The organism is Vibrio sp. 10N.261.52.C11 (genome assembly GCF_041471405.1).
GTDB lineage: Bacteria > Pseudomonadota > Gammaproteobacteria > Enterobacterales > Vibrionaceae > Vibrio > Vibrio crassostreae_C.
In genome coordinates this window covers 1-213 of sequence record NZ_JBFROI010000151.1, presented here as the reverse complement: position 1 = coordinate 213, position 213 = coordinate 1, and the positions used below count along the sequence as shown (strand labels likewise).

The 213-nt window shown below is 43.2% G+C and carries 1 protein-coding gene; it reads right to left on the bottom strand.

Translation table 11 applies throughout. From position 1 onward, the window contains the following. On the bottom strand, positions 1-213 hold a 213-nt coding region (locus AB4323_RS24485; protein WP_372153556.1), incomplete at both ends, for a transposase.

Below are 213 nucleotides of genomic sequence, written 5' to 3'. Positions count from 1 at the left end.
ATTTATTGCGATATTTGACCTGAACTGTCTTCGAGCGTTTACTGATACAGGTGTAGTCAGGGGACGTTAGTGGAACATCTAATAGCTCAAAGATAGAGTCGATAAAGCCTTGAAGAGAACGTAAAGGAAGAGAGAAGATGCCCTTAATCATCAAGGCGGTTTCAATCGCTGTATCAGAGTACTGAAAGCCTCTCCCACGCTTACCATGATGAG